This window comes from Alienimonas sp. DA493, from assembly GCF_043951915.1.
Lineage (GTDB): Bacteria > Planctomycetota > Planctomycetia > Planctomycetales > Planctomycetaceae > Alienimonas.
Window position 1 is genome coordinate 1 of sequence record NZ_JBINJD010000191.1, and the last position, 8,794, is coordinate 8,794.

Genomic DNA, 8,794 nt, shown 5'->3' on the forward strand with positions numbered 1-8,794 from the left:
GCCGCGTTCGATCAGCCGGCGGGCCGTCAGGCACTGCTTGCCGAAGGTTTTGGTTTCCTTGCGGTCCAGGCCGTAGAGGGCGCGGGTCTCGGCGGTTTCGGCGGCGAGGTCCACCGCCTCCGGCACGTCGGCCTGCATGCGGAAGGCGAGTTCGTAGCCGGCGGTGCGGGCGGCGAGGCGGGGGTCCTCGTCGGCGGCGGGGTGGCCGGCGTTCAGGGCGGCCAGTTCGTCCAGCATCCGTCGCTGGTGGTCCCGGCTGCGGTGCGGCGGGGCGTCGAGGTCCAGGATCGGCGAACCGACCGGCCGCAGCCGCGTGCCGCGGTACTCCGGCGGCAGAAAGCCGTTCGACCAGTTCCCGGCGCCGCCCTGCGGGGCGGCCAGCTCCGTCATCACCACGTAGCTCGGCAGGTTCTCGTTCAGGCTGCCCAGGCCGTAGTTCGCCCAGGCGCCGACGGCCGGGTCGGCGCCCAGTCGGCTGCCGGTGTTCATGTGGAACAGGGCCTCCGGGTGGTTCAGCGACTCCGCCTGCAGGCCCCGGTAGTTGCACAGCTCGTTCGCCACGTCCGGGGCGGCGAGGTGCTCCCAGCGGTCGCTCATCCACAGGCCGTTGTCGCCGACCTGCCGGGCGCCGAACGGGCTGCCGACGTAGAACCGCTCCCCCGTCGCCAGGCCGTCGGTGCGGGTCGACTCCGTTTTGTGCAGCCGGTTGAGCGTGGGCTTGGGGTCGAAGGTGTCGACCTGGCTCGGCCCGCCCTCCATGAACAGCATGATCACCCGCTTGGCCTTCGGCGGGTGCATCGGCTTCGGCTTGGCGTCCGCCGGGCCGACGTTCGCCGCCCCGCCCTCGCGGGCCAGCAGGTCCGTGAGGGCCACCGCCCCCAGCGAGGCCCCCAACCCGCAGAGGGTCTGACGGCGGGTGAGCAGTCCGAGGTCGGGACGGGGCATCACGGGGTTCCAGTTGGGGGCGGGACGGGGCGAAAGAGAGCGGACAAACGGGCGCGGCGGCCTATTCCACGTAGGCGAACTCGTTGCTGTTGAAGAGCAGCAGGCAGACGTCGGCGAGGGCTCGCTGCGCGGGGGGCAGGTCCGCCGGCTTCACTCCCGGGTCGTAGGCGGCGAAGGTCGGCAGGATCTCCTCGTACTCGAACGGCTCCCCGGAGAACTCCTCGACCAGCGACCGCGTGATGCGGGTCGGGTACGTCGGCGGTTCCGGCATGCGATGGGCGTGCTCCTCGGCGGCGACGGCGAGGAAGTCCGCCAGCCGCTCCCGCTCCGCCGCGGTCGCCGGGCGGTTCAGCGCCAGTTCGAACGCCCGGTCCACCGCCTCGGGGCCGTGCAGACCCTCGTCGGCGATGCGGGCGGCCGTCGCGGCGGCCCGGTCGTTCGCCGCGTCGCTGTTCAGCAGGGTGAACGCCTGCGGCACGGTCGCGGCGGTCTCCCGCAGTTCGCAGGAATCGTTCGGGCCGGGCTGGCCGAAGGTCTCCAGCAGCGGGTCCGCCTGACCGCGGACGAGGTAGGCGTAGATCGTGCGGCGGTTGCGGACCTCCGGCTCCGGCGACGGCTGGTAGGCCGGGGCGAGGGAGAACTGCAACATCCGCGGTTGCAGCGCGACCTCCATGTTTATCTCCGGCCGGACCGGCAGCCCGCCGGCCGACGGTTCCAACTCCCCGGAAACGGCCAGCATCGCGTCCCGCAGTTCCTCCGCGGAGAGCCGGCGGCGGGGGAACGCGGCGAGCAGCCGGCCGGCGGGGTCGGCGGTCTCGATGGCGTCCGGGTCCTGGTGGCGGGTGCTGCGGCGGTAGGTCTCCGACAGCATCAGGCCCCGGTGGAGCCGTTTGAGCCGCCACCCGCCGGCGACGAAGTCCGCCGCCAGCCGGTCCAGCAGTTCCGGGTGAGTGGGTTTCCCGCCCTTCGCGCCGAAGTTGTTGCCGTTCTCCGCCAGCGGGACGCCGAAATGCCAGCCCCACACCCGGTTCACGAAGGACCGGGCCGTGATCGGGTTCGCCGGGTCGGCAATCCAGCGGGCCAAGGCCAGCCGGCGGTCGTCGACGTCCTCGGGCAGCAGGTAGTCGTCCGTCCCCGGGACCGGCAGCCCCGCGGCGCTGAGCACCCCCGGCTTCACCGGCTCGCCCGGGGCGTCCAGGGCCCCGCCCTCAAGAATAAAGCACTCCGGCGGCTCGGTTCCGAACGCCTTTTTATCGATCCGCAGCTTGCGGGCTCCGTTCCAGGCCAGCTTGGCGGAGCCGGCGTTATAAACACTTTGGGCCATCGGCTCGAACCGCTCCAGCCGGCGGGTCCAGATCCAGACGTCCTGCTCGCGGACTTTTAATTCGCCCTGCTCCGCGGTTGTCAGGCCGACGTGGCGGGGCGGCTTCTGTTCGTCCCGCAGGTCCTTGCGGGCGTTCGGGTCGAGGTAGGGCAGGTCCCGCTCCGCGAACCAGGCGCGGGCGGCGGTCTCCTGCTTTTCCAGGAGCGCGTCCCGCCGCTCGGTGGCGAAGGCGAGCATCTTCTCCACATGGGCCCGCTCCTCCTCGAACCGTTCCCGGTTCTCCTCCGGCAGGAAGGGGACCGGCCGTTCGACCGGGTGCGTCGTGCTGAAGGCGGCGTAGAGGCGGTAATAATCCCGGGTGGGCAGCGGGTCGAATTTGTGGTCGTGGCACTTCGCGCACCGCATCGTCGTGGACAGGAAGGCCTGCCCGGCGACGTTCACCAAGTCGTCCAGATAAATCTGCCGGGCCTCCTCCTCCTTGATCATCGCGTTGTCCCACGGGCCAAGCCGCAGGAAGCCGCTGGCGACGATCTGCTCCGCCTCCTCCGGCGTATAATCGCCGGACAGTTGGGCCTCCCGCACGGCCGCCTCGTCGCCGGTGCGCTCGAGGACGGAGGCGTCCGCCAGTTCGTCCCCGGCGAGCTGTTCGAGCACGAACTCGTCGTAGGGCTTGTCTTCGTTGAACGCCCGGATCACGTAATCGCGATAGCGCCACATGTTGGAGCGTTCGAAGTCGTTGCTCATCCCGCCGGTGTCGGCGTAGCGGGCGACGTCCAGCCAGTGCCGGGCCCACCGCTCGCCGTAGGCCGGGGAAGCCAGCAGCCGGTCGATCAGCCGCTCCCACGCCCCGTCGGGGTCGCGTTGATGATCGGCGAGGAAGGCGTCGGTCTGCTCCGGCGTGGGGGGCAGGCCGGTCAGGTCGAAGCTCGCCCGCCGCAGCAGGTCCCGGGCGGTCGCGCGGCCGGCCGGTTCGAGGGCCGCCTCGGCCAGCTTCGCCCCGACGCGCTCGTCCACGAACGCGGCGAGGGCCTCGGTCGACAGCGGCTCGTCCGCCGCCGGCAAGGGTTGAAGGTGCCAGAGGTCCGCCGGGGCGTAGCGGCGGCCGGTCCACGCCTCGGACTGCCCGCCGCTGGTGGCGACCAGCCGCCCGTCGGCCGTTTCGACCGCCTCGCGGTCCCGCTTCCGGATGCGGTTCCGGGTCTTTTCATCCGGCCAGACGGCCCCGTCGGCGATCCAGCGGCGGACGGCGGCGACCTCTTTGTCGGAGAGCCGGTCGGCTTCCTTCGGGGGCATCTCGTAGGTGGCCCAGGTGATCGCGTCCATCAGCGTTCCCCCCGCGGGGTCGCCGGGGACGATCGCCGGGGAGCCGCTCTCCCCGCCGGCCAGCAGGGACTTCAGCGAGTCCGTCCGCAGGGCGCCGCCGGGCTCCTCGGCGTCGGCGCCGTGGCACCCGCCGCAGCGGGTCTCCAACAGCGGGAGGACCGTCAGGGTGAAATGCGTTTCGGGGTCCGGCTCCGCGGGCCACGCCGCGTCCCCGTCGTCCGCCGCGGCGGGCGACGGCGTCAGGGCGAGGCCGCACACGACGGCGACGGCGAGCAACGGCGGTCGGACGGCGTCAGCGCGCATCAGGCGTTCCCTGGGTGAAGAGGTCGCGGATCTCGGCGGCGGAGAGCGGGGCGGCGAACGCCGCGGTCTCCCCAATCCGGCCGTTGAAGTTGCGGACGGTGAACTCCGGGTCCGTGCGGTAGACCGGCTCGGTCCAGTTGCCGATCGTCGCCCGGCCAACCCGCACGCGCTCCGCCGCGTCGCGGACCGCCGGGGCGAGGGCGTGTTCGCTGACCGGCTCGCCGTCGACGTAATGCCGGACCTCCCCGGCGGCCGGGTCGAGGGTCACGGCCAGCATCATCCAGCGGCCGCTGCGGGCCGGCGTCCAGACCGGCGGGGAGAGGAACTTGGTTTCGGCCCGCGGGTTCGCCTCGCGGTCGGCGTCGGGCAGTTTGAGGGAGAAGAACAGCCGCCCGTCGCGGAGCAGTTGCCAGTGCGGGGAGCGGGCCCGGTGGCCGTCGGAGAGCAGCAGGGAGTTGTAGTCGCGGTCGAGGCTGCCGATCCGCACCCAGCAGAGCAGCGTGAGCCCCGGGCTCTCGCCCTCCACGGCCAGCCGCACGCGGCTGCCGGGCCGGCTGACGTCCAGCGCCCCGCCAGCCCGCTCCCAGCGGTCCGGGGCCGGCTCGGCGGCGACCACCGTGCCGTCCGAGGCGGTGAGGCCCCGGTCCGGCGTGCGTTCGGCGAGGTTCGGGACGCCGCCGTCGGCCCCGGCGGCCGGGTCGTACCAGGCGATCAGCCGAGGGTCCTTCAGCCACCGTTCGCGGGCGGCTTCCCAACGGGTCAGCCGTTCGCGGCGGGCGTCCGCGAGGCGGCGGCGGGCGTCGTCCAGCGGGGCCGCCGGGAGCGCCGCGTCCTCGTCGGGGCGCACGGCGTCGGGGCTCCACCGCCACACCCCGCCCGGTTCGATTCGCTTCGTTTCGCCGGCCGCGCCCTTCTCGGACGGGGACAGCGTGACCGCCCCGTCCAGCACCCGCACGCGGACGTCCTCCGCGGCGCCCCCGGCCCCGGCGTCGACGGCGAACTCCGTGCCCAGGTCGACCAGTTCCCCGGCGGCGGTGCGGAGGCGGAAGCCCACCGCCGGCTCCGGCACGCGGGCCTGCACCCGGCCGGAGGCGACCGTCACCCGCATCGCGGAGTCGACCGTGAACGCCGCCGGCCCCCGCACCAGCAGCCGCACCCCGCTGAACAGTTCCAGGTGGGCGGAGCCGGATTCCAGCCGCAGCGGCCCGCCCGGGACGAGTTCCCCGGTGCGGAGGCCGGCGCCGGCCCACTGAGCGTCCTCCTGCCCGCTGACCACGCCGAAGCCGGACGCCGTCTCTTCCCCCGCGTCCGCGAGCGTCCCGCCGGCCGGTTCGGCGCCGTCGTTCCAGACCGCGGTGAACAGCGCCGCCGCGAGCAGGCCGGCCGCCGTCGCCAGCAGCGCCGCGGCGAACCGCCGCCGCGACCGCGTCTCGGCCGGGGGAGCCGCGGCGGGCGCGACTGGCGCCGGGGTCGGTTCGGCCCCGTCCGGCCGGACCGCTTCCTCCAGCAACGATTCCAGGGTGAGCCGGCGGTAGAGCCGTTGGCGGAACGCCGAATCGACGGACAGTTCCGCCTCCAGGGCGAGCAGGTCCGCCTCGGTCAGCGTGCCGTCGACGAACCCCTCGAGCAGCATCGCCCGGTCCGGCCCGTCGGGCGGCGGCGTCGGCGCGTTCGGATTGTTCATCGTCCGCCCCCCGTCACGCCGGCCAGTCGTCGTTCGACGCACTCCGCCAGCGCCGCCCGCAGGCGGTGCAGCGTGACCCGCAGCCCGCCGACGCTCCGCTTCACCCGGCCGGCGTACTCTGCGAGCGTCTCGTCCGCCCCGTAGCGGGCGACGAGCAGGTCGCGTTTCTCCGCCGGCAGGGCGCTCAAACAGGCCTGCAACGCTTCGGCCCGGTCGTCGACGCGGGGTTCGAAGGTCGCCAGCTCGTCCGCGACCGTCGCTTCCAGGTCGTCGGAGAACCGCAGCCGCTCCCGGGCCTCCCGTTTGCGGGCGGTGAGGACCTCGTATTTGAGGAGCGTCATCGCCCACGCCTTGAAGTCGGTGCCGGCCTGAAAGTCGGCCCGGCGCTCCCACAGCTTGGCGTTCGCCTGCTGCAGGACGTCGGCGGCGGCGGGGTGGCCGGGCATCAGCACGCGGAGGTAGGCCCTCAGGGAGAGCTGGGCGTCGGTGAGGAGGCGCACGAACTCCCCGTCGTCGGGCGGTCCGGCGGCGGGGTCGGTCATGGCGGTGCTCCCACAACGGAAAGGCGGAGAAACGGCGGGCGTTAGCGCCGAATCGGGCTTCGCCGAGAATCGCATGCCGCGTCGGCGGCCCGCGGCCCCGCGTGAGCGGGCGTTTCGTCGTTCGCTCCGTCGGCTGCGGGATTTGCGTTCCTGGATGGGTGCGGTCGCCGAGGGCGGCGCCGTACGTTGGGCGGGTCGGTTCACGTTTTCCGTTCCCGTTCGCTCTCGATGATCCGCCCGCTCACGCTTTGTTGTCTCGTTCTGAACGCTCATGCCGCCGCATTGGCGGGAGCGGGCGCCGGCGGTACGGCGGTCGACAAGCCGAACGTGCTGTTCGTCATGTCGGACGACCACGCCGCCCACGCGATCGGGGCGTACGGCGGTCGATTGGCGGGGCTGGACCCGACGCCGCACCTGGACCGCTTCGCCGCGGAGGGGGTGCGGTTCACGAACGCCTTTTGCGGGAACAGCATCTGCGTGCCGTCCCGGGCCACGTTGCTGACCGGGCAGCACAGTCACCACCACGGATTGCGGACGCTGGTGGGCGAACTGCCCGCCGAACGGCAAACGCTCGCCCGGTTGATGGGCGAGGCGGGCTACGAGACCGCGATGATCGGCAAGTGGCACCTCAAGGCGGAGCCGGCCGCCTTCGACCACTACGCCGTCCTCCCGGGGCAGGGGCAGTATCACAATCCCACGTTCCGCGTCCGCGGGCCGAAGGCTTGGCCGCAGAACACGTTTCAATTCAATCGATACGACGGAATTCACGTCTCCGACGCCGTCACGGAGCTGTCCCTGAAGTGGTTGAAAAACCGGAAGTCGGACAAGCCGTTCTTCCTGATGCACCACTTCAAGGCGCCGCACGACAATTTCCAGAACGCGGAGCGGTACGACTTCCTCTACGAGGACGCGGAGATCCCCGAGCCGCCCTCGCTGCGGAACCGGGAGGGGTTCGGCCCGCTGGGGAGGGCGCAGTACGGCACGTCGGTCGGCCCGCGGAACGTCCGTCGGAACATGGGCATGCACATGTTCGTCGACCAAGACCTGCCGCCGGAGCCGTACACGAGCGAGGCCTACCGCCGGTACCTGACGAAATATCTCCGCTGCGTCCGCGGCGTGGACGATAATTTCGCCAAGCTGATCGACCACCTCCGCGCGACCGGCGAGCTGGAGAACACGCTGATCGTCTACACCTCCGACCAGGGCTTCATGCTGGGCGAGCACGACCTGATCGATAAACGCTGGATCTACGAGGAGTCGCTGCGGATCCCGCTGCTCGTCCGCCTGCCGGAGTCTCTGCGGGCGACGCTGCCGGACGCCCCGGCGCCCGGCTCGACGGAGGAGGCGTTCGTGGGGAACGTGGACTTCGCCCCCACGCTGCTGGAGTTCGCCGGCGTGCCGACGCCGGACTCGATGGACGGAACCAGCTTCGCCCCGCTGCTCCGCGGGGAGGTCCAGGAGCGGCCGGCGGAGAGCTATTATCGGTACTGGATGCACATGACGCACCACGACGTGCCGGCCCACTACGGGGTGCGGACGCCGGAGGCGAAGCTCGTCTTCTTCTACGGCCTGCCGCTGGACGCCCGCGGCGCCCTGCCCAAACCGACGGAGCCGCACTGGGAACTGTACGACCTGCGGACCGACCCGGAGGAACAGCACAACGTCATCGCCGACCCGAAGTACGCGGCGCTGGCCCGCACGCTCCGCGAGCGCCTGGACGCCCTGCGGGAGGACGCGGGCGACACGGACGCGGCCTATCCCGACGTCGCCCGCCGCGCCGCCGCCAGTTGGCCGGTCGCCGAATGAAGGGCGTCTCTTCACGCGACGCGGGCGACGGGGCCAGATCCGCGACGAACGGTCGGCGCCGTTTGTCTGCGGCCGGTCACTTTGACGCCGCCTTCACGCGTCGTCGATAGCCGCCGGGGGTTTCGCCAGTTTCTCGCTTATAAACGGAGCTCAACATCTCTTTGTATTCGTAACCCGCCAACGGGGCGAGTCGCTCCAGAGGCAGGTCCGTTTCGGCGAGCAGCTGCCGTACCCGCGCGACCTGCGCCGCCGTGATCTCCTGGTGAATCGTGCGGCCGATCCCGGCGCGGAACCGGCGCTCGAGCTGACGGCGGGAGAGCGAGACGTGACGCACGACGTCGGGCACTTTAATTCCGTCGCAGGCGTGCTCGCGGATGAAGCGGGACGCTCGGGCGACTTCGCGGTCGCGGGTCGCCGAGACCTGCGTCGACAGGCGGCCGGTCACCCCCGCGGGCGGCGCCAGTTCGAGCCGCGAGTCCGCCCGGCGTCCGCGCAGCAGCCCGTGCAGAATTTCCGCGGCCCGGTAGCCGACGCCCGCCGCGTCCGGGCGGACGCTCGACAGCGGCGGGTCGCACAGGGGGCAGATCACGTCGTCGTCGTCGACGCTGACGACCGCGACTCCGTCCGGGACGTCCACGCCGGCTCGGCGGCAGGCGTTCAACACCTGCTGGCCGCGGATGTCGTTGCAGGCAAACAGCCCGGTGGGCGGCTCCAGCGTGCGGAGCCATCGGATCAGGCCGGCCGCGTCGTGAATCCCCGACCGCTCCGTCGCCGCCGTGCCCGAAGTCGCCGTGCCCGAAGTCGCCGTGCCCGAAGTCGCCGTGCCCGAAGTCGCCGTGCCCGAAGTCGCCGTGCCCGAAGTCGCCG

6 protein-coding genes are annotated in these 8,794 nt (G+C 72.2%); 1 reads left to right on the top strand and 5 read right to left on the bottom strand.

Going from position 1 to position 8,794, the window contains the following annotated elements; translation table 11 throughout:
- From ACG2DA_RS20090 to ACG2DA_RS20105, 4 genes are all read right to left on the bottom strand, one after another.
- On the bottom strand, positions 1 to 945 hold a 945-nt coding region (locus ACG2DA_RS20090), incomplete at its 3' end, for a DUF1501 domain-containing protein (RefSeq protein WP_395258129.1).
- A gap of 61 nt (positions 946 to 1,006) precedes the next feature.
- Entirely contained in the window at positions 1,007 to 3,895 is a 2,889-nt protein-coding gene (locus ACG2DA_RS20095; protein ID WP_395258130.1) for a PSD1 and planctomycete cytochrome C domain-containing protein, read from the bottom strand.
- Positions 3,885 to 5,579 carry a LamG-like jellyroll fold domain-containing protein gene (locus ACG2DA_RS20100; RefSeq protein WP_395258132.1) on the bottom strand — a complete coding sequence of 565 codons (1,695 nt, stop codon included), beginning with the start codon at positions 5,577 to 5,579 and terminating at the stop codon, positions 3,885 to 3,887. Before ACG2DA_RS20100 ends, ACG2DA_RS20095 begins: the two co-directional genes overlap by 11 nt.
- A complete protein-coding gene (locus ACG2DA_RS20105; protein ID WP_395258133.1) occupies positions 5,576 to 6,121 on the bottom strand; it encodes a sigma-70 family RNA polymerase sigma factor in 546 nt (181 codons plus the stop codon). The genes ACG2DA_RS20100 and ACG2DA_RS20105 overlap by 4 nt, the downstream gene beginning before the upstream one ends.
- 228 nt (positions 6,122 to 6,349) lie before the next feature.
- Here ACG2DA_RS20105 and ACG2DA_RS20110 point away from each other — a divergent pair, with 228 nt between their 5' ends.
- Positions 6,350 to 7,927: a sulfatase gene (locus ACG2DA_RS20110; protein WP_395258135.1), complete on the top strand. Its 1,578-nt coding sequence runs from the start codon at positions 6,350 to 6,352 to the stop codon at positions 7,925 to 7,927.
- Positions 7,928 to 8,003: 76 nt separating this feature from the next.
- Here the strand turns inward: ACG2DA_RS20110 and ACG2DA_RS20115 are convergent.
- A partial coding sequence (locus tag ACG2DA_RS20115; protein ID WP_395258136.1) for a substrate-binding domain-containing protein occupies positions 8,004 to 8,794 on the bottom strand: 791 nt, incomplete at its 5' end.